Origin of the sequence: Thalassospira sp. ER-Se-21-Dark, assembly GCF_017922435.1 — a bacterium.
Classification (GTDB): domain Bacteria; phylum Pseudomonadota; class Alphaproteobacteria; order Rhodospirillales; family Thalassospiraceae; genus Thalassospira.
In genome coordinates this window covers 373,931-392,508 of record NZ_VDEZ01000002.1, presented here as the reverse complement: position 1 = coordinate 392,508, position 18,578 = coordinate 373,931, and the positions used below count along the sequence as shown (strand labels likewise).

Below are 18,578 nucleotides of genomic sequence, written 5' to 3'. Positions count from 1 at the left end.
CACGCCCGAAGCTCCAAACACAGAAAAAACGCGGAAGGATTTCTCCCTCCGCGTTTTGCTGTTTGGTTCTGAACTATTCTGGTCGACGTGATCAGTAATCCAGATAAATCTCGACACGGCGGTTGCCGGCTTCGCCCGCCGGAACGCCTTCGTAGTAGCGCGGATCGGCCGAGCCATCCGCCCCCACAAAGATCGCATTCGGATTGACGCCAAGCTCAATCAGGCGCGACACGACGGCTGCCGCACGGCCTTCGGACACACGGCGGTTTACCGCCAGGTGCTGTTCAAGCGACATATTGCCGGTACGCATTGATGCATGACCAATCACCCGGATAAAGCCGCTGGTCTGCTGCCAGGTTGCGGCAACCTGTTCCAGCACGTTGTAATCAGCACCACCAAGGTTGGTCGAACCGTGCGCAAACTGGATCTGTGCGATCTGCACTTCACTGACAGCCGGGCCAGCCTGATCAATCGACTGCACGCCAAGACGCGATGCCAGGGCATCGTTGGTGACCGTCATGTCATAAGATGCGGAGTCGCCATACATCGGCTCCGCCCCGCCCAACTGGCTTTCATCGACGATCACCGACCCATTGTCGGAATACATGGAATAATCAAATTCCTGCGTCTGCACTGGCGCCGGTTCGTTGGCAAAGACGCCCTGACCTTCGGCCAGACGGCGCTGATACTGATCCATGACCGGATCACCAGACGATGCCGGAGTACCCGCGCTCGTCTGCTGTGCAGACTGTCCACTCTGCGCTGCCTGTGCTGCCTCATAGGCTGCAAGCTGCTGGGCACGGGCATCAGCCCCCTGTGCCGCAGTCGGTGCTGCAGGCGGGGCTTCCGGTGTCGGGACCGGGCCACTGGACGGGGATTTTGCATTCCATTCGTCGGCAATCTTGGAGCCGCTTGGCGCAGAGGTGACCGCGCTAGTGGTGGCAGTTGCCGCGGCAGTACTGCCGGTATCGGCCATTGAACTGCTGGAAACCGGTGTTGTCGGTGCCGGATTGATCGCGGGTTGCGATGCGGGCGCTGCAGGTGCGGCTTGCAGCGCGTTCACAGGCGGGTTGCTTTGACGGCGGCCACCCTGTTCATACTGGGCATTCTGGCGGTCTGCGGCCAGGCCGGCAACCAGTGCATCACGTTCTGCATCGCCGGTGACAACCGGTTTGGCGGGCGTGTCGGAAAGGTTCGGGTATTCGCCATCTTCACCCGGAATGGCTTCGTCGGATTTGACGGCGCGCTCTTCATCTTCGCCATCAAACATGTCTCCGACGGATTTGCCCCACTCGACCGGATTTATCGCATCGGGAACCGAAGAACAGGCGCCAAGTGTCAGCACCACAGCCAGGGCCGAGCCCGTCTGCAGCAATACCCGCAGCTTCCCCCTTGCAGTCTCCTGCCAAGCCCCCTGGCCGGTGGTCGATTTCAGAACGCCCATTTCTTTTCGCTGCTCCAAATTCAGTTGGACGACGTCTGCATTAAATCAATCCGCAAAAACGTCACCTTATAATTCTTGTACTACCCCTAAACGACGCGCTAGGCTAAGGCCATGATAAGCTTGGGATCAAGCAAAGTTTCAACCCGGAACGTCAATCGGATACCCGGAACATAGAACGTCAAAAGTCTTGCGATATTGCAAAGACGCAAAAATGTTCTGAAGTTACCTTGTATCCGCGGCGGTATCATAAGGGAATGCCCCATGAGCGATCAACAGGCCATCGAAACTGAAAACAAACATCCGGATCCCGAAAAGCTCTCTGCCGCTATGGCAGAGATTGCTGAGAAAAGTCAACGACTTGTGTCTGAATTCCTGGCAAAGCAGGCAGAAGATCCGGAAATATCCGACCCGGACCCGCTGAATATCGGCTCTGCCTTTGCCGAATTGACCACGCATATGATGCAAAACCCGGTCAAGCTGGTCGAAGCCCAGATGGAGCTTTGGCAGCAATATTATACCCTGTGGCACAACACTACCCTGCGTATGATGGGCGAAGAAGCCGAACCGGTTGTCTCCCCGCAAAAGGGGGATCGTCGATTCCGTGACGAGGCATGGGAAAACAATGAACTGTTTGATTTCATCAAGCAGTCATATCTCCTGTCATCCCAATGGATGCAAAACGTTGTCCACGATGTGGACGGGCTTGATGACAAAACCGCCCAGAAAGTCGAATTTTACACCCGCCAATTCGTCGATGCGATTTCACCGACCAACTTCCTGATGACCAATCCGGAAGTCATACGGACCACAATCGAATCTGGTGGCGAAAACCTGCTCAAGGGGTTGCAAAACCTTCTGGAAGATCTTGAACGCGGCAAGGGTAAACTGCAAATCCGCATGACCGATCTTGATGCCTTCAAGGTTGGCGAAAATGTCGCCACCACCGAAGGATCAGTGGTCGGCAAAACGCCGTTGATGGAACTTCTGCAATACAAGCCAAGCACCGACAAGGTTGCAAAACGCCCGCTTGTGATCGTTCCACCTTGGATCAACAAATATTACATTCTTGATCTGCGCCCGGAAAACTCCTTCATCAAATGGGCGGTTGATCAGGGCCACACGGTGTTTGTCCTGTCCTGGGTTAACCCGGACAGCGAACTTGCCGAAAAGTCATTTGAAGACTACGCCAAGGAAGGCGTTCTTGCCGCCCTTGACATGATCGAACAGGCCACCGGCGAGAAAGAAGTCAATGCCATCGGCTATTGCCTTGGCGGCACACTTCTGGCCTCGACATTGGCCTATATGGCGAAAACAGGGGATGACCGGGTTAAATCCGCGACCTTCCTGACCACGCTGACCGATTTTGAAAAGTCGGGCGAACTTTCGGTCTTTGTTGATGACGAACAGATCAAAAGCCTTGAACACAAGATGTCCAAAGAGGGCTACCTTGACGGGCGCGATATGTCGATGTCGTTTAACATGCTGCGCGCCAATGATCTGATCTGGTCGTTTGTTGTATCCAACTACATGCTGGGCAAGGATCCGTTCCCGTTTGATCTTCTGTACTGGAACTCCGATTCCACCCGCATGCCCAAGGCGATGCACAGCTTCTATTTGCGCAATATGTATAACAAGAACCTGTTGCGTGAACCGGGCGGCATCAAGATCTTTGGCGAACCGATTGATCTGCGTGACATCAAAATCCCGGTCTATTTCCTGTCAACCCGCGAAGACCATATCGCACCTTGGCAGGCAACCTATGCCGGTACGCAATTGATGTCGGGCCAGGTGAAATTCGTGCTGTCGGCATCGGGCCATATTGCCGGTGTGGTCAACCCGCCTGCGGCCAAGAAATATTGCTATTGGACGTACAATCGCAATCCGGCCAACCCGGATGACTGGATGGCCAAGGCCGCCCAGCATGAGGGATCCTGGTGGACCGATTGGCAAAACTGGGTCGGCCGTCGTGCCGGTGGCAAGGTCGATGCCCGCAAACCCGGCGATGGCAAGCTCAAGGTCATTGGTCCGGCACCGGGCAAATATGTCAAAGTGAGTTTGTCCTGATCTGATCGCAGACCACCCTGACACGTTTTCACGGTCTGCCATCACGGCAGACCGTTTTCTTTTATCCAAATAGATCCAAGGGAATAATGATGGCCCACACAATCGGCTTTCTTGGCGCTGGCCGCATGGCATCGGCGATGATCAAACGCCTGCTTTCAAAGGGGTATGACGTCAAGGTCTGGAACAGAAACAAAGCCAAACTTGAACCGCTTGTTATCCTTGGCGCGGTCGCCTGCGACACACCGGCAATGGCCGCCAAAGATGTCGATACCGTGATTTCATTTATGTCTGATGACGCAGCAGCACGATCTGTTTGGCTGGGCGATGATGGTGCGCTTGCCGCCATGCGAAAAGACAGCATTGCAATTGAATGCTCCACCCTGTCACACGCCTTTGTGCTTGAGCTTTCAAAAACAATCGAGGCTGCTGGTGTTCGATATGTTGATAGCCCGGTAACGGGCATTCCCGCCGATGTTGAAGCCGGCAACACCATCTTTTTGATCGGGGCCGCGCCTGAAACCCTTGATCGCATCACCCCGATCCTCAATGACACCGGCAAAAAGACCATTCATTTCGGCCCGATCGGGTCTGGGACGGTTTATAAGCTGATGCACAACTTGCTCGGCGCTGTTCATATTGCTGCCGCTGCCGAACTGGTCGCGGTCGCGCAGAAGGCTGGGCTTGATGGCCAAACCGTTACTGATACCTTTGCCATCGGTGCAAATGCCAGTGGTTCCGGCCTTATGACGGTTCCTGGCATGGTCAGCGGCAATCATCACGAAAACATCCACTTCACCAATGCCTTGCGCGCCAAGGATGCATCCTATGCCCTTGCGCTTGTCAAGGACCTTGGCATGTCGACACCCGTTGGCCAAAGTGCCTATGAAGTCTTTGAAAAGGCGACAAAATCCGGCCTTGGCGATCTGGCACAAAGTGCGGTGATTGAAACGCTGAAAGTCTAGTTTTCTTTGGCCGCCTGCTGCTGTTCCAAAAGCGGTTCATAGCGCGCGTCGGTCAATGTCTTGAGAAAGGCGACAATGGCATCGATGCGCTTTTCATCAAGGGCATCGCCCTGCTCAAGCTCTTTAAGTGAAATGGTTTCGGCCACTTCCGGTTCGCTCCACGGCTTACCGGTTTCCGGGTTGGTCTGATTGATCTCGGCCTTGCTGTTATATTTGTTGTAGAAGCGAACCACCGTCTCAAGATCGGCAAATACCCCGTTATGCATATAGGGCCCTGTCACCGCCACATTGCGCAGTGACGGGGTTTTGTATTTGCCGCGATAGGCCGGATCGTTGATGGCTGCGTTATCGAGCAACCCGTTATCGGTAAAACCGACATCCTTGTGAACCACATTGCGCGTTGCGACATTGCGCGGCACGCCGATATTGTGGAATTCGTAATTGGTGAAAGTTTCGCCCTCTGCCGTCGGGCTGGTTTTCAGCATGTGGCAGGTATTGCAATTGGTAAATTGCTGCGAAAAGAACAGGACGCGCCCCAATTCTTCCTCTGGCGTCATTTTGTATTCGCCGCGCAGGAACCGGTCATATTTGCTGTCAAACGGTGCGAACTCATCACCCTCTTCAAACGCGGCAATCGCCTTGGTCATCGCGCTATATGCTTCATCGGCGTCCGACCAGACATCATTGCCAAACAACGCCTTGAAGCCTGCAACATAATCGTCGTCTTCGCGCAATCGCGCAACCACACTGGCCTTGTCCGGCATACCCATTTCAATCGGGTTAAGTGGTGGCCCACCGGCCTGCTCAGCCAGATCCATCGCCCGTCCATCCCAGAACTGGCCACCGACCGCGACACCATCTTCGCGCACATGAAATGGCGGGGAGAATTTGGCATAGGTTGCGGTCGGCGCATTACGATCGCCAAGGCTTTCACCATCATCGCCCAATGAAAACGCCCCGCTTGCAACATCAACACGGGGATCACGGAACCCCGTTGACGGATCATGGCAGGTGGCGCAGGACATGGTGCGATTGGCTGAAAGGTTGGTATCGAAATAAAGTGCCTCGCCCAGGTCCGCTAGGCCTTCAAAGGGTGACTGCGCCTCTGTGGCCGTCGCAACTTCCGGCACACTCGCCGTGTTGCGATGCCCCGCATCGGCAAGCCGATGCAGCATCGCCGACGCATCTTCTGCCAAGGCAGGACTACCCGCAAAGCAGCCCATAAGGGCGAAAACAGAGGTTAGATGCAGTGACGAACGAAGATTGTGGGGCATCGAAAACACTTTGATTTGGTCGATTATCAGGTGAAGGTCACGCAATTTCTCAATCGCGAACGCTTTTCATTTACACCCACACAATTGCCCCTTGCCTTGATCAAAGTCAATGGCTGGCTGCCTTTGGCTTCCTTCACATTCGTTTATTCAAGCGCGCGCCGACCATAACCGGCATCACAGGACATCAGTCCAGCAACGCGCTTTACTGGTAGACCTTATGCCAGGTCCTCGGGGATCGATTTGACATATTCTTGCGCCAGATCGGCATAGCGATCGGCCGACACCTTGAAGAACTCAATTTCTTCCTGCGTCAGATCCCGTACCTTGCGTGCTGGTACGCCGGCCCAAAGCTCTCCTGCCGGAATGCGTTTTCCCGGTGCCAAAAGCGCATTGGCACCCAGCATCCCGCCCTTCTCAATCACACAACCATCCATCACGGTCGCACCCATGCCGACAAAGCTTCGATCTTCAAGCGTGCAGGCATGAATGATCGCCGAATGGCCGATGGTGACGTCATCGCCGATATAGGTGCCGAACTTGCCCTTGGCGACATGCACCATGGTCAGGTCCTGAATATTGGTGCGCGAACCAATACGGATTTCATGCACATCTCCACGAACAACACAGCCAAACCAGATGCCGGTCTCAGCCCCGATTTCAACATCACCAATGATCGTCGCATTGGGCGCAATGAAGGCGGTTTCATCAATGGTTGGCTTCACCCCGCGATAGGACAAACGCATGCTGTGGGACCTTTCACAAACTGGCATTCAATTAATTGCCGTCAGTTTAAAGTTGATACGCCCGACATGAAAGCCCGCTTTGGCAAAATTCGACCATTGCCCGAAAAGCTTCGCCGATAACCAAAAAGGCGGAACCAGATGGCTCCGCCTTTAACTTGTTGTTCGCCGGTTCGCTTACGGGAACAGCGGCTCGATCTCAAGGCCCATGGTTTCGGGCAAGCCCAGCATAACGTTCATGTTCTGAACCGCCTGACCGGATGCGCCTTTGACCAGATTGTCTTCCACCGCAACGATGATCACACGTCCCGGCACACGATCCTTAACCACCCCCATCAGGACATAGTTTGACCCACGCACATGGCGGGTCTGCGGCGTGACACCGAATGGCAGAACACGCACAAACGGCTCATCGGCGAAACGCTTTTCAAGGGCGGCCTGAATGTCCTCGGCCGTAGTGCCGTTGGTCATTTTGACGTAGATGCTTTCAAGGATACCGCGGCTCATCGGCATCAGATGCGGTGAAAAGTTCACCACAACGTCACTGCCGCACGCCCAGGCAAGGCCCTGTTCGATCTCTGGCGCATGGCGGTGCCCACCGGTGCCATAGGCATGAATGCCTTCGGTCACTTCGGCATAAAGCGTCATTTCCTTGGGCGAACGGCCGGCACCCGTCACACCGGATTTGGCATCAATGATGATGTCCTCAGCATGGACAAGCTTGCCTTCCAGAAGCGGCGTCAGTGCAAGCTGCACCGGGGTCGGATAACAGCCCGGATTGGCGACGACACGTGCCTTTTTGATCTTTTCACGGTGCAGTTCGGTCAGGCCATAAACGACTTCTTTCTGAAGGTCCTGTGCGGCATGTTCCGCGCCATACCATTCTTTGTAGGTCGCCGGATCAAACAGGCGGAAGTCGGCCGAAAGATCAACGACCTTCACGTGGTCCGGCAAACCGGCAATGACTTCCTGTGTGGTGCCATGCGGCAGCGCGCAGAAAATCAGATCGACGGTCGACCAGTCCGCCTCGGCTATCGAGATCATGGTTGGCAGTTTGATATGGGCAAGATGTGGGAAAACTTCCCCGAACGGACGTCCGGCGCGTCGGTCTGCGGTCAACAGGGTAATTTCCGAAGCTTCGTGATGCGCAAGAATGCGAACCAGTTCCGCCCCGGTATAGCCACTGGCACCGAGAATTCCGACTTTGACCTTAACGTCGCTCATTTCAATTCCTACTCCATATTTAGCACCCGTTCGAAAACAGGCATTGATAACGCCCGGATGTTGGCAAACAAGCCCCGCAGATGCAAGCAATTAGGCGGGAAATCCCCCTTATGATTTGCAATATGCCCATGCGCTTTGGTCATGGTTGCAAATCATTGCGCCCTATTTCTTGCGCGCACGACGCACGGTATCGGGACAGGCACGCGCATCCTCGGGCAAAACGGTATAGAATTTCTCGATCTTCTCGTATCCGGTGGGGCTTGCGACGGGATAGCTTGCAACGTAGCGCGCATCCGACAGCCCAAAGTCACTGGCCTTTAGCCCGGATCGTTGCAACCACATGCGCCGATGAGCATCCGACACAACGACATCCGGGTCATCCACCAGAAAAATCGCATCACGTGCCAGCCGGTCATTGTATTTATGGTGGGTCGGCAACCAAGCGGCCAGCTGTTCACGCAGTTCACCCGGGCTTGGCACATTTCGCGTGCGGGTGACGAACTTTGTCATGCGGTCGACAAGGTCGCTGATATCGCCGGGCGGGACGGAGCCATGGGTTGCACGGTCGATGAAAAAGGCCAGATCAATCTCGGTCGGATCTCGATTTATTACTGGTTTCAGGGCGTTATATAATTTGAAAAATCGCGCTATCTTGCCGCCGTCGGCATTGGCGGCGTCATATACCCGATGATACGCCGCCTGCACCTCATACCGCGCGCCGTAAGCGGCAAAGCGTTTTTCGAAGGCAGTACGCTTACGCTCATCAACCCAGATCGCGCAAAGTATATCAAAAGCCGCGTCGTTGTTGCCAAGTGCCAGGCGATGCATATCCTCCGTAAACGGGCCAAAGACGTTTTGCAGCAATCCGGGATTGGCGCGCTCAGCCGCAAACAGAATCTGCTGAATTTCCGCCCCTGCCCCGGCCGTTGCCCCGCGCGGGCCCCATGTCAGATAGGCGCGCGGATCATTGGTATGGCAATAAGGATCACCTTCAAGGAAGGTCTTGCCGCTGCGGGGATTTTTCGACTGACAGAAATTAAACTGAATGACGTCGTAGTCCGTCCCCTCCAGCGCAAAGGTCAGGTGGTTGGCCCGCGTGATCGCATCAGGTGGTGGCAGCTGGGCTGGCATTAATAACCGCCAGAGCCCGATCGTGATCGCGCCGTAACTCTCAGCCCCAACGGCAGCCCGAACAGCCGCATTCAAACACGGCTGCAGATCAATGATCGCCTGCCGCGTTTTCGCCCCGACAACCCCATCCGGCGCGCCATAGCTACTGTCCGATTTGCCCGCACAATTGGCCGCCTGCGTAAAAAGCCGTTCCTGAAATACCGCCACCGCGCCATATCGCCCCAAAGTCAGCGCCCGGTTTTCAAAGCGATAAAGGACCTGTGACAGGTTCTCAGCTACTGCCGGAAGTACAACCCCAAAGGCAATGACGCAGACAAGCGCAAACATGGCACCGGCACGGCACGCAGCAACCTTGATACGCGTGTCTGCTCGCAGCATGTCGGTAAGCCTTAGTGAGTGAATTCCAGAAGAGGTTTGGTGAACTCAACCTGCGGATATTTTATGAGGCTGTTTAACGCGCGGCGCTGCAATGCCTTACGTTTGGTCGTGTCGGCAACCAAGTCACACACCGCATCCACCAAACCGGCATATGGCACATCGATGACCCCTTTGCGGAATCGATCCTCGATCACGGTTTCCGGGTTTACTTCCGCGACGACCGCCTTGGCATTGGTCAAAAGGTAGGAGACACGCACGATTTCAAAAATCTGGCTCTCATAGAAGTGGTGGTTCAGGATGACTTTTGAACGCGCGATCCACTGATCACGTTCCTTGCCATAAACCCCCATCAGGACCTTCAGGTTGAGCCCCTTGGCTTCAATCTGGTTTAGGATGTCCCGCCGGCGCTCATTAATCGACCCATAGAACAGAACGTCAATGTCCTGTTCGACGGTAATATCGATCCGCTGGAGCTCTTTCTGGAAGCCAATCGGCAAGTAGCGGACCTTTTCAGCCCCCAGCGCCTTGATGACCTCGATATTGGCCGGGCTGTAATCCCAGATTTCAAGGCCGGACTCGAACCAGCCTGTCAGCTGCTCCCGCCATTTCTCGCCAACACCCGTGAGCTGCTCGGTATTAAGGATAATCGTTCCCTCTGGCACAGCACGCAGAGCCGAAACATCAAGCAAATGCGCCCCGACAATTATATTGACCGCTCCTTGCACAAACTGATTGGTCTGAATTTGGGCGGGATACCCGGCATCGCGGACCGAATACATCAAAAGCTCGGCCAACTCCGCAAACGCCAGCGAATGGATATAGCCTGTAGGCTGAACGATGCAGATGTTGTAGGGGGTATTGTTGGTCATAGTCGAGTTACCCTTATCGGGGAGAGTTTATTTATGGGATGCGACGACATAAATCTCGCCCGCGATATCAGGATAGCGTTCTCCAAGCTTCATAAAGGCTTCCAACATCTCGGCTGTCCAGTTGGCTTCGATCTGGCTGTTTGCGACAGGCTTCAACCAATAACCACCGAAATAATCAATGTTATATCCGGACTGATAGAATGCCTGACGGAAGCTTTCGGGGTTAAACACCCTGCGATGCCCATGATGTTTATCAAGATCATTTAATTCATCTTCAGCCCGCAAAAGCCCCATGATGACACCAGCTTGTCGATGCAAGGATCGTGCGTTCGGCACGGCCGCGAACAAAACACCGTTCGGGGCGAGAAACTTCTTTGCGACTTCGAGAATTTGCACAGGATCATCAACATGTTCCAGAACGTGCCCCAGAACAATGTTGTCGAACTTGCGATCTGTCTGAAAATCTTCAAACAGGCAGGTAATAACTTCTATCGATGGATACTTTTCTTTCAATCGCTGACTGAAGAACTCAGATCCATCGACACAGACGACTTCTTGCCCAAGGTCGACAAGGTGTGATGTCATCAAACCTTCTGCTGGACCCATTTCAAGAATGCTGCCCGGCACAACAAATCTGCGAAACACCTCAAACTCGTAGTGTATGGTCGCGGCATTCGCACCTTTGTCGTACAGCGAATTATTCGCGATGTGTTCAAGCCTGCTTTTTTCCTCGGCATCCATATTAGATCTCCTTCAATGCGCTCAACTTTGCTTCAACTATCCAAGACGGCATCAAAGATGGCGTCTCTGACTTCAAGCAGCGAACTGTGCACACAACCAACCCCCAGACCGCTAAGAAAGGTCGGTGACCGCTGCCCAGTGGAAACGGCATAAAACGGTGTCCCGGTCCTTTTGGCCGCATCAAAATCGGTTTCACTATCGCCAACAAAGCCTGAGAAAGTGCGTTGGGACAAGACCCTTGCTTTCTCATCGACGGCAAAAAATGGGGACACGTATTCAACAGCCTCGAAATACTCTTGTATCCCAAGACGCGTGAGTTGCTGTAAAAGTAGGCTCTTATTTTGCCGCGCTGTCAGCAAAATCAGTGATTTTCCAATCTTCCGAAAGCTTTCAAGTACCGTCAACGTATCGTCAAAAAGTGTATCGAGACTTAACCAATAGGGTGTCTCGATATCCTGAAGCCAAGCGCGGGCGATCTCCATTGCCTTTGCTTCATTCACGCCTATCTCCAGCAACGCAGCCTGCGTCGAGATACCTTCACGTTTCTTCTGCCAAATCACGTTCTCGCTAATCGGCACATCAATACGCCTTGCAACGGCTTGCAAGAGCGTCATTTGGCGTTGGCGCGCTGTTATGAGGGTACCATCAAGATCAAAAGCATAATTCATTGGCGATGAGCCATTACGAATTCAGCATACTGCCTCGTAACTATAAACTCTTCATCGACAGCAAGCTGACGAACAAACTTGCTGTAATTCTGCCCTGTACGACAGGCAAATGCTGCAGCTAAAACATCGAACCCTGCACTGCATGTGATCGCAGTCCCTGCTCCAGAGCGAACGTTCAGGTCAGTAATCACCCAATCGCTTCGGGCCTTCATTGCCTGAAAGCAAATTGTGCCGCGTTGTTGCAAGCCGTTACCGATCTTTTGCGCAATATTTGCCAGCTCAGCGTCGAAAAAAATACGCGCCTTGGTACAAACGCCTGACTTCGTCTCAATCCTTTCGCGGCAATAAGCAAACGATGCATCTGTGTGTGCATCGTAAAAACTGTCAACCGTGACCTCGGGTCCTTCACACACTTCCTGAACAATCAGGCTTTCGAGTTCCAACTTCGAGAGACCGGTTAATCCAGCAAAAGATAATTTGCGAGCCCCTTTGCTGCCGACCCCTCTCCTAGGTTTGACAAAACACGTTCCAGAAGGGCGAAGCGAAATTGGATCAATGACCTTAGGGGTCGGCACACCGATACGTTTCAGAAACTTGTCAGCAAAATCTTTGTCTGTGCATCGCGCGTACAGTTCGGAACTCCAGACATCAAGACCGCTAAAATCTGGATCTTCGATAATAGATTGGGCCACAACATGCTCTTCGTTCAAGATTGGCACATAAACATCAATACCTTCTGAAAGCAGAATATTCCGTATCCTGTTCTCATAAGCTGGGTCATCTGCCAAGGGAACCTGGATGAATGCATCAGAAAGCAGTGACGTGGTCACCAGCTCTGAGGGATTTATATCCACAGAGACAATGCGCACTGCATCTCCCCAAACCGCTCGAAGTCTGCTTGCGATGGCAAAAGATGTGCCCGTCCCGGCCGCACCGAGAAGAATTGCCGTCATGACCTGATCTCCGTCAACCTTCTCCAATAATGTCGATATCTCTTGCTATACGGAACCTTAAAATTATTCGTTAAGTTTTTGTCCCTGCTATGAAAAGATGTACAAACATCAAAGATCTGTCTGAAGTTAACAGGAAAGCAAACTTCAGGTGCTTATCTTTAGAAGATCGAGACATGGGATTTTGATCATATGACCATTCATCAGTGCAAAATTGTCGAGCTGCCCAAAATCTCTAGTAGTCAGGGGAACCTGACATTCATTGAGGCAAACAATCATATTCCGTTCGACATACAGCGGGTCTATTACCTCTATGACGTTCCCGGCGGCGCTGTACGAGGTGGTCATGCACACAAAAAGCTGCACCAACTGATAGTAGCCATGTCGGGAAGCTTCGATATCGTGCTTGATGATGGAGCTGAAAAAAAGCGTTTTCACCTCAATCGCTCTTACAATGGGCTCTATATATGTCCCATGATTTGGCGAGAGCTCGATAACTTTTCATCCGGATCGGTCTGCATGGTACTGGCATCCAGCTTCTATGAGGAAGGAGACTATCACCGCGACTACCAAGCCTTTCTCCGGGCAGTTTCGAGCAGCTAATTCAAGTCCATAGAAATACGTTCAACCCGAGGAGGAACCAGGCAGATATGTCTCAAAACCCATTGGTTTCGATTGTTATTCCAAGCTACAAAACTGAATTTTTTGAACAAACTCTTAGGTCAGCAATAGGACAAACCTATAATAACACGGAGATAATTGTCTCCGACAATTGTCCTACCGAAACCATTGCGGAAACCTGCCAGCGCTTTAATGGAATTAATTATTACAGAAATGAACTCAAAGGCGGACAGAACATTCTAGATGCCATTTTTTCAGCAAAAGGTGACTATATTAAACCGCTTTTTGATGACGACTTGCTCCATCCTTTTTGCGTCGAACGAATGGTAGAAGCACTTCAATCGAACCCAAACACCAGCTTGGTGTTTTCTGCATCGACGACTATCAACAGCGAAAACAAACGAAAAAAACAAAGACGCCCGGCGAATCAACCGTTCCTGATAGACGGCAAAGAATTGCAACGGAGGATGATTCTGAGCTTCCAGAATTTTGTCGGGGAGTTTTCAACTATCATGCTTAGGAGAGAGTTCCTTAAACAGTATGACAGGACCAACGCTCTGACATATGACAACGCCATTTACACGAAAGGCTTAAGTGACGTTGTTTTTTACTGGAATGCCACTCGAGGCCATCAGGCACATTATCTTGACGAAGAACTGAGCTATTTCCGTTTCGATCCTCAACACAACTCAAACTCCAATCCAGAAAGCAATCCGGATTTCTTATTTGCGATCACTGACTGGATCGAGCTTCTGATCGCTTCCCACGAAGCTGGCGTAATTACGGATACCGAACTTGTAGCGCAAGGCGCTAAGCAGGCTCGTGCTCTGAGCCGCTATTGGTCAACGAAATTCCCTGCTGTTGCTGAATTTGCGCAGAAATTTGAGGATTATCTGAAAGAGACAACCCAGAAATAATCAGCCCTTTCGTTTTGCGGTAACCTGCATTGCCAATAAATGCAGCAATGATAGACGATCACCAGGAAAGTGCACCGATGAAAGTCCAATTTCTGGATCCGGGCCATACATATCAAACAATAAAATCAGAGATCGACTCTGCGTATCAAAAGGTTATGGAATCTGGCTCCTATATTCTCGGTGAGGCTGTCGAAAGTTTTGAAGCGGCATACGCCAGCTATTGCGGTGTGAAACACTGCGTCGGCGTGGCAAGCGGCCTTGACGCACTGGTTCTTTCCCTGCGCACTCTCGACGTAGGCCCCGGCGACGAAGTTATTGTTCCGTCTCATACCTTTATTGCGACCTGGCTGGCCGTTTCACAGGTTGGTGCCATCCCAGTTCCGGTTGAACCGGGTGCAAACAGCTTCAATATCGATCCGGAGCAGGTGGAAGCCGCAATCACCCAGCAAACACGAGCAATCATTCCGGTACATCTTTATGGTCAACCAGCTGACCTTGATCCGATTCTGAAGATATCTGAGCAGTACAACATTCCGGTCATTGAAGACGCCGCACAGGCGCACGGGGCATCTTATAAGGGCCGCAAAATCGGTGGCCACGGGACCATCGCAACATGGAGCTTTTACCCGGCAAAGAATCTGGGCGCGTTTGGGGATGGCGGCGCAATCACCACAAACGACGCAGAACTCGCAGAAAAGCTAAGAACTCTGCGAAATTATGGCTCCCGGAAGAAGTACTTTAACGAGGTGAAAGGCTTTAATAGCCGCCTAGACCCGCTGCAGGCGGCAATGCTTGAAGTCAAGCTTCGACACCTTAATCAATGGAACAATTTGCGCAAAGAGCAAGCCACCGTTTACTTAGAGGAACTGCAAGACAGCAACGTCATTCTGCCTGCAATCCCGGAATGGGCGGATGCGGTATGGCACCTTTTTGTCATACGTCAGCCTGAACGTGACAAGCTGCAAAGCTATCTTGCCCAGCATAACATTGGTACCGGCATTCACTATCCGGTACCCTCCCACAGGCAGCAAGCATACGCTGACAGTCTCCCGGCAAACGGCAACTATCCACTTGCAGACCAATATGCCAAAGACGTGCTTAGCCTGCCAATCGGGCCGCATCTCAGTACTGACCAGTGTCGCTACGTAGCAAAGACAATTAGAGACTTTTCTGCGAGTTAGCCCCGGATCCGCCCATTCACATTTCTATTTTCGGATCGTCGAGATGGAAAAACTCTGTCAATTTCGGCCAATCTGAAACAATCGGATGTCGTACTTGCATCCATTCCTTGAGCAAAAGGCTGTTATTTAGCGACACTCGCTTGAGGTGGTATAACTTGTCCACAATTTCGGCCTTGTCCCCGAATTTGTTGCCCAACCAATTCTCCGTGGGATGCAAATAATGAACGTTATACATTCGCGTATTCAGGAATAGCTGAACCAATCGCTCAATCATAAATGGTCGATGATCAAATTTGCGGTTCCGATGGTAACCAGCACTTGCAAAATAGACCTTCTTGAACTCTTCGTCGGTCTTCGCCAGACGGTCAGCGATATCCAAATACAAGTCAAGAAAGCGCACCAAATCACGCCAAAATGCGCGATTAGCGATGATGTACGAAGACATACAGAAGGTGTCTACAGGCAACAGCGATTTGGTTATTTGCCCAAGCTCAAGCTTCGGAAAAACAACCTTGAAACCACCATGCCCACAGGCAATACCCTGCTCTAGGCCGTTGGCAAACAAAGCGTTATTGGCAATCGCAGGATTAAGGATGATGGCGTCGACTTCCTTACGTCGGGCTTTCGCGATCTCTGCCATAAGATGATCATAAGGAACTCCTGACTTCCGTAGAAACTTCCAAGAAAACACGCCCATAAGATCGTCTTCGGTTTCAAACGGATTTTCTTCAAGAAGCTTGCGGAAAAGATCCAACTCCAACAGATCGCTCTTGGCGTTGAAGCTGACATCCCAAGGCTCGAAAACCTTATCGTCCAACTCGTCCAAGAAGGGTTTCTGACTCTCATCGTACCAGGATACGCGGATTTTCAGGTTACCGTTGGAGCTCATCTTTACCTCAAACCTCTTGAAATTTAGCCCACCATAATCACAAAAGGCTTAACTTACACTTACAGCAAGAAGCCATCTCACAGTGTACAATCCTCCATATGAACGACAGACGGTTTACTTAATAACGCCAACCGATACCGCCCGCTCTTCTTAAAGCCAAGCGCCTCATAGGCTTTCGACGCCGCTTCACTATCAGTTGACAGAATAGCACGTTTAACACCCCGCGCCCGCACTGCCAGAAGCGTTTTGGCCACCAGAATGCGGGCGTAGCCGTTTGAGCGTTCTTCGGGCGGGGTCCAGACGGGGCCGACTTGCACCATATCGGGCAAGGTTGCGTTAAAGCCCGAAAGCGACACCGCCTTGCCGTCGACGATCAGGCCCCACATGGTCCGGGCATCCAGTGCATGGACGAGGCGTGAGGCGATTTTACTATCAAGGCTTGGTGTGTCTTCCGCGCCGAGTGCCTCGATTTCGTAGGCGCGCAACCAGCGCAGCAATGTATTGCGGTCAATCTTTTCCGCATCAACCATCTGAAAATCATCGGCACGGGCGTTTTGCGGCACGATCAGGTTGGCAAGATCAAGCTCGTAAAGCACATCCGATGCATTGATCGCATAGGCCGCATCCTCAAGCCCCAGTTGGCAGAGCATATCCTGCGCCGCATCAGCATCACCAAACACACCTGCAACCGGCTTCAGCGCATCTGCAACAAACGCCGCCGTCAGGGCCTTTGGGATAGCCTTCTGGTCGCCGGCCTCGACAAAGACATTGCCATTGCCAAATTGCGCGACAATCGCGCTGATGCTGCCATCCGGGGCCACTTCCCCGAACCAGTTGCCAGAAAGCGGGTGACGACGTCGTTCGATACCGGCAGTTCGCAGGTTCCCGCGCAGCACCATGCAGGTCGCTGCATGATTGGCAAGGAATGCGTTTGCGGCATCGAAATCGGCGTCGTGCAGCTTTCTGTACTGCATATCGGGGGTCCCTTTCTTTGGGCTTCAGGTAAGTGCCAAACTTTCAAATTGGCATAAAAAAAGACCGCTCCATTAGCGGCCCTTCACATATCGCAAGGTTATCCAACAGAGGTTCAAACCGTTATGTTTTGAAAACTCGTCGCATTGTTCCAACCATTGGATCACACCTTAAATTCAAAAAATTATTGCATCAGAGATTTGTTAATATCACAACCTTCCGAATTTTCGATCCCTCTTTTTAAAATTCTTTGCCGACAACAACATCACCCGAATTCCGACATACAAAAACAGCAAGTCAAAAGCTGATTTTCAATTCGGTTTGCACTAACCTTGGAAACTGGTATTACCAATACGGCGTACATTTTATTCGGAGTTGAGCTCATGCCAGTGATTACCTGCGTCGAAGACCTGAAACGTATCTATAAACGGCGTACTCCGCGCATGTTTTATGATTACGCAGAATCCGGAAGCTGGACCGAGCAGACATTCCGTGAAAACACCACCGACTTTCAGGAAATCCACCTGCGTCAGCGGGTCGCAATCGACATGGCCGGGCGCACCACCAAAAGCCAGATGATTGGTCAGGATGTGTCCATGCCCGTCGCCCTTGCCCCGGTCGGACTAACTGGCATGCAAAGTGCTGATGGCGAGATCAAGGCTGCGCGTGCGGCAGAAAAATTCGGCGTCCCCTACACGCTGTCAACCATGTCGATCTGCTCGATCGAGGATGTCGCCGAAAACACCTCCAAGCCATTCTGGCTGCAGGTTTACACACTGAAAGACGACGACTTCATGAAGCGCCTGTTTGACCGCGCCAAAGCCGCCAAATGTTCGGCAGCGGTCATCACGGTCGATCTTCAGATGCTCGGACAGCGCCACAAGGATCTGAAAAACGGCCTGTCCGCCCCGCCCAAGCTGACTTTCAAATCGGTTACCAACATGATGACCAAGGTCCAATGGGGCCTTGGCATGCTCGGCACCAAGCGGCGCTTCTTTGGCAACATTGTCGGTCACGCCAAGGGTGTTGCCGACGCGTCATCGCTGAGCACCTGGACCGCCGAAGCGTTCGATGTATCCCTTGATTGGGATCGTATTCGCGAATTCCGCAAGATGTGGGACGGGCCGCTGATCATCAAGGGGATCATTGATCCGCGCGATGCGCTGGAGGCGCTCAATGTCGGCGCAGACGCCATCATCGTTTCCAACCACGGCGGACGCCAGCTTGATGGCGCCCTGTCCTCTATTCGGGCACTGCCGGCGATCATGGATGCCGTTGGTGACAAGATCGAAGTCCATCTTGATAGCGGCATCCGTTCTGGTCAGGACGTGCTGAAGGCCTTGGCAATGGGCGCCAAGGGCACCTATATCGGCCGCGCTTATGTCTATGGCCTTGGCGCGATGGGCGAAGCCGGTGTAACCAAGGCGCTTGAGCTCATTCACAAGGAGCTTGAAGTCTCGATGGCGCTGTGTGGGCGCACGGACGTCACCAAAGTTGATCGTGACATCCTGATGATCCCGCGCGATTTCTCGGACCGCTGGCAATAAGCAATC

Annotated in this window: 17 protein-coding genes; 6 read left to right on the top strand and 11 right to left on the bottom strand. The window is 52.5% G+C overall.

The genetic code is table 11. The annotated features are described in order from the left end of the window. Nucleotides 1-91: 91 nt before the first annotated feature. The gene (locus tag FHI25_RS09445) at nucleotides 92-1,444 is read right to left on the bottom strand and encodes an OmpA family protein (protein ID WP_210517112.1); all 1,353 of its coding nucleotides are present in this window, start codon (nucleotides 1,442-1,444) and stop codon (nucleotides 92-94) included. A gap of 261 nt (nucleotides 1,445-1,705) precedes the next feature. On the opposite strand from FHI25_RS09445, the gene phaC reads away from it, so the two are divergent. Beyond that, nucleotides 1,706-3,508 (top strand): class I poly(R)-hydroxyalkanoic acid synthase, encoded by a 1,803-nt coding sequence (gene phaC / locus FHI25_RS09440; RefSeq protein WP_210517110.1) that lies wholly within the window; start codon nucleotides 1,706-1,708, stop codon nucleotides 3,506-3,508. 89 nt (nucleotides 3,509-3,597) lie between these two features. After that, nucleotides 3,598-4,470: an NAD(P)-dependent oxidoreductase gene (locus FHI25_RS09435; RefSeq protein WP_210517108.1), complete on the top strand. Its 873-nt coding sequence runs from the start codon at nucleotides 3,598-3,600 to the stop codon at nucleotides 4,468-4,470. Here the strand turns inward: FHI25_RS09435 and FHI25_RS09430 are convergent. The 8 genes from FHI25_RS09430 to FHI25_RS09395 form a co-directional block, all read right to left on the bottom strand. Next, entirely contained in the window at nucleotides 4,467-5,744 is a 1,278-nt protein-coding gene (locus FHI25_RS09430; protein WP_210517106.1) for a cytochrome c peroxidase, read from the bottom strand. The genes FHI25_RS09435 and FHI25_RS09430 overlap by 4 nt on opposite strands. 215 nt (nucleotides 5,745-5,959) lie before the next feature. Then, nucleotides 5,960-6,487 (bottom strand): gamma carbonic anhydrase family protein, encoded by a 528-nt coding sequence (locus tag FHI25_RS09425; RefSeq protein ID WP_210517104.1) that lies wholly within the window; start codon nucleotides 6,485-6,487, stop codon nucleotides 5,960-5,962. Between the two features lie 174 nt (nucleotides 6,488-6,661). Continuing rightward, the gene (gene argC, locus FHI25_RS09420) at nucleotides 6,662-7,708 is read right to left on the bottom strand and encodes an N-acetyl-gamma-glutamyl-phosphate reductase (RefSeq protein WP_210517102.1); all 1,047 of its coding nucleotides are present in this window, start codon (nucleotides 7,706-7,708) and stop codon (nucleotides 6,662-6,664) included. A 162-nt stretch (nucleotides 7,709-7,870) separates the two neighbouring features. Beyond that, complete coding sequence (locus tag FHI25_RS09415; RefSeq protein WP_210517094.1) at nucleotides 7,871-9,217, bottom strand: hypothetical protein; 1,347 nt, start codon at nucleotides 9,215-9,217, stop codon at nucleotides 7,871-7,873. Between the two features lie 11 nt (nucleotides 9,218-9,228). Continuing rightward, a complete protein-coding gene (locus tag FHI25_RS09410; RefSeq protein WP_210517091.1) occupies nucleotides 9,229-10,086 on the bottom strand; it encodes a hypothetical protein in 858 nt (285 codons plus the stop codon). Nucleotides 10,087-10,113: 27 nt separating this feature from the next. Next, complete coding sequence (locus FHI25_RS09405) at nucleotides 10,114-10,827, bottom strand: class I SAM-dependent methyltransferase (RefSeq protein WP_210517089.1); 714 nt, start codon at nucleotides 10,825-10,827, stop codon at nucleotides 10,114-10,116. Nucleotides 10,828-10,859: 32 nt separating this feature from the next. Continuing rightward, nucleotides 10,860-11,495 carry an HAD hydrolase-like protein gene (locus FHI25_RS09400; RefSeq protein WP_210517087.1) on the bottom strand — a complete coding sequence of 212 codons (636 nt, stop codon included), beginning with the start codon at nucleotides 11,493-11,495 and terminating at the stop codon, nucleotides 10,860-10,862. Next, entirely contained in the window at nucleotides 11,492-12,448 is a 957-nt protein-coding gene (locus tag FHI25_RS09395; protein ID WP_210517085.1) for an ATP-grasp domain-containing protein, read from the bottom strand. The genes FHI25_RS09400 and FHI25_RS09395 overlap by 4 nt, the downstream gene beginning before the upstream one ends. 189 nt (nucleotides 12,449-12,637) lie before the next feature. Here FHI25_RS09395 and FHI25_RS09390 point away from each other — a divergent pair, with 189 nt between their 5' ends. From FHI25_RS09390 to FHI25_RS09380, 3 genes are all read left to right on the top strand, one after another. Continuing rightward, on the top strand, nucleotides 12,638-13,048 hold the full coding sequence (locus FHI25_RS09390; RefSeq protein ID WP_210517082.1) for an FdtA/QdtA family cupin domain-containing protein: 411 nt from the start codon (nucleotides 12,638-12,640) through the stop codon (nucleotides 13,046-13,048). 47 nt (nucleotides 13,049-13,095) lie between these two features. Continuing rightward, nucleotides 13,096-13,983, top strand: a complete 888-nt coding sequence (locus FHI25_RS09385; protein ID WP_210517079.1) for a glycosyltransferase — start codon at nucleotides 13,096-13,098, stop codon at nucleotides 13,981-13,983. A gap of 77 nt (nucleotides 13,984-14,060) precedes the next feature. Beyond that, entirely contained in the window at nucleotides 14,061-15,164 is a 1,104-nt protein-coding gene (locus tag FHI25_RS09380; protein ID WP_210517077.1) for a DegT/DnrJ/EryC1/StrS family aminotransferase, read from the top strand. A gap of 16 nt (nucleotides 15,165-15,180) precedes the next feature. On the opposite strand, the gene FHI25_RS09375 is transcribed toward FHI25_RS09380, so the two are convergent. Together FHI25_RS09375 and FHI25_RS09370 are read right to left on the bottom strand one after the other, a co-directional pair. Continuing rightward, nucleotides 15,181-16,053 carry a hypothetical protein gene (locus tag FHI25_RS09375; RefSeq protein ID WP_210517074.1) on the bottom strand — a complete coding sequence of 291 codons (873 nt, stop codon included), beginning with the start codon at nucleotides 16,051-16,053 and terminating at the stop codon, nucleotides 15,181-15,183. A gap of 77 nt (nucleotides 16,054-16,130) precedes the next feature. Further along, nucleotides 16,131-17,027, bottom strand: coding sequence for a GNAT family N-acetyltransferase (locus tag FHI25_RS09370; RefSeq protein WP_210517072.1), 897 nt, complete (start codon nucleotides 17,025-17,027; stop codon nucleotides 16,131-16,133). Nucleotides 17,028-17,408: 381 nt separating this feature from the next. Here FHI25_RS09370 and FHI25_RS09365 point away from each other — a divergent pair, with 381 nt between their 5' ends. Continuing rightward, nucleotides 17,409-18,572 (top strand): alpha-hydroxy acid oxidase, encoded by a 1,164-nt coding sequence (locus FHI25_RS09365; protein ID WP_210517069.1) that lies wholly within the window; start codon nucleotides 17,409-17,411, stop codon nucleotides 18,570-18,572. Nucleotides 18,573-18,578 lie beyond the last annotated feature (6 nt).

What these genes read in the sequence shown, in the direction of transcription:
- FHI25_RS09445 (WP_210517112.1), bottom strand. Translation starts at nt 1,444, where the DNA reads ATGGGCGTTCTGAAATCGACCACCGGCCAGGGGGCTTGGCAGGAGACT.
- phaC (WP_210517110.1), top strand. Translation starts at nt 1,706, where the DNA reads ATGAGCGATCAACAGGCCATCGAAACTGAAAACAAACATCCGGATCCC.
- FHI25_RS09435 (WP_210517108.1), top strand. Translation starts at nt 3,598, where the DNA reads ATGGCCCACACAATCGGCTTTCTTGGCGCTGGCCGCATGGCATCGGCG.
- FHI25_RS09430 (WP_210517106.1), bottom strand. Translation starts at nt 5,744, where the DNA reads ATGCCCCACAATCTTCGTTCGTCACTGCATCTAACCTCTGTTTTCGCC.
- FHI25_RS09425 (WP_210517104.1), bottom strand. Translation starts at nt 6,487, where the DNA reads ATGCGTTTGTCCTATCGCGGGGTGAAGCCAACCATTGATGAAACCGCC.
- argC (WP_210517102.1), bottom strand. Translation starts at nt 7,708, where the DNA reads ATGAGCGACGTTAAGGTCAAAGTCGGAATTCTCGGTGCCAGTGGCTAT.
- FHI25_RS09415 (WP_210517094.1), bottom strand. Translation starts at nt 9,217, where the DNA reads ATGCTGCGAGCAGACACGCGTATCAAGGTTGCTGCGTGCCGTGCCGGT.
- FHI25_RS09410 (WP_210517091.1), bottom strand. Translation starts at nt 10,086, where the DNA reads ATGACCAACAATACCCCCTACAACATCTGCATCGTTCAGCCTACAGGC.
- FHI25_RS09405 (WP_210517089.1), bottom strand. Translation starts at nt 10,827, where the DNA reads ATGGATGCCGAGGAAAAAAGCAGGCTTGAACACATCGCGAATAATTCG.
- FHI25_RS09400 (WP_210517087.1), bottom strand. Translation starts at nt 11,495, where the DNA reads ATGAATTATGCTTTTGATCTTGATGGTACCCTCATAACAGCGCGCCAA.
- FHI25_RS09395 (WP_210517085.1), bottom strand. Translation starts at nt 12,448, where the DNA reads ATGACGGCAATTCTTCTCGGTGCGGCCGGGACGGGCACATCTTTTGCC.
- FHI25_RS09390 (WP_210517082.1), top strand. Translation starts at nt 12,638, where the DNA reads ATGACCATTCATCAGTGCAAAATTGTCGAGCTGCCCAAAATCTCTAGT.
- FHI25_RS09385 (WP_210517079.1), top strand. Translation starts at nt 13,096, where the DNA reads ATGTCTCAAAACCCATTGGTTTCGATTGTTATTCCAAGCTACAAAACT.
- FHI25_RS09380 (WP_210517077.1), top strand. Translation starts at nt 14,061, where the DNA reads ATGAAAGTCCAATTTCTGGATCCGGGCCATACATATCAAACAATAAAA.
- FHI25_RS09375 (WP_210517074.1), bottom strand. Translation starts at nt 16,053, where the DNA reads ATGAGCTCCAACGGTAACCTGAAAATCCGCGTATCCTGGTACGATGAG.
- FHI25_RS09370 (WP_210517072.1), bottom strand. Translation starts at nt 17,027, where the DNA reads ATGCAGTACAGAAAGCTGCACGACGCCGATTTCGATGCCGCAAACGCA.
- FHI25_RS09365 (WP_210517069.1), top strand. Translation starts at nt 17,409, where the DNA reads ATGCCAGTGATTACCTGCGTCGAAGACCTGAAACGTATCTATAAACGG.